This is a genomic window from Lentilactobacillus parafarraginis DSM 18390 = JCM 14109, assembly GCF_001435895.1.
GTDB classification, from domain to species: Bacteria; Bacillota; Bacilli; order Lactobacillales; family Lactobacillaceae; genus Lentilactobacillus; species Lentilactobacillus parafarraginis.
This window is the reverse complement of sequence record NZ_AZFZ01000194.1, coordinates 1-692: the sequence shown is the minus strand read 5'-3', so window position 1 is coordinate 692 and position 692 is coordinate 1. Positions and strand designations below refer to the sequence as shown.

Genomic DNA, 692 nt, shown 5'->3' with positions numbered 1-692 from the left:
ATAAAAAAGAAAAAATAACTGAATGGCGGCATAATTGGGCAGTTAGTGTCAATCAGGTTTTAGAGCAAAAAAGCATTCCGGATCGGATCAGTGAAAAATCCTTTGAAGATCAAGGAATAAATGAAGTTCCAACTCAACACGAGGGAATCAATAGCAAACGGCATGAAAGAAAGGCATTTAATCAACAAGTTAAGAACTATCGTAAGTCCAAAGCTGGCTATAAAAATATGCAGGAGAAAGTAGTTAATCGAGGCCACTTGGATAGCCTAAGTAAACACTTCTCGTTTAACGAGAAAAAAGTGGTCAAAGAGTTAAGCCACGAACTGAAAACTTATATTAGTTTGGAAAGTTTAGATGATAAGCGGCGCATGCTATTTAATTGGAAAAACAGTACCTTAATTAAGCACGCTGTTGGTGAAGATGTCACTAAGCAATTATTGACGATTAATCAACAAGAAAGTTCACTCAAAAAAGCAGATGAACTCTTAAATAAAGTAGTTGATCGCACGACTAAAAAACTTTATCCAGAGCTTGATTTTGAACAGACAACCGCGGCTGAACGACGGGAATTGATTAAAGAAACTAATAGTGAACAAACGATTTTCAAAGGCAGTGAATTAAACGAACGTTTAATGAATATGCGTGATGATTTATTGACCCGACAATTATTGACCTTTACCAAACGGCCATAC

Annotated in this window: 1 protein-coding gene; it reads left to right on the top strand. The window is 36.1% G+C overall.

The genetic code is table 11. The features are described from left to right. On the top strand, nucleotides 1-692 hold a 692-nt coding region (locus FD47_RS14695), incomplete at both ends, for a MobA/MobL family protein (protein WP_162260764.1).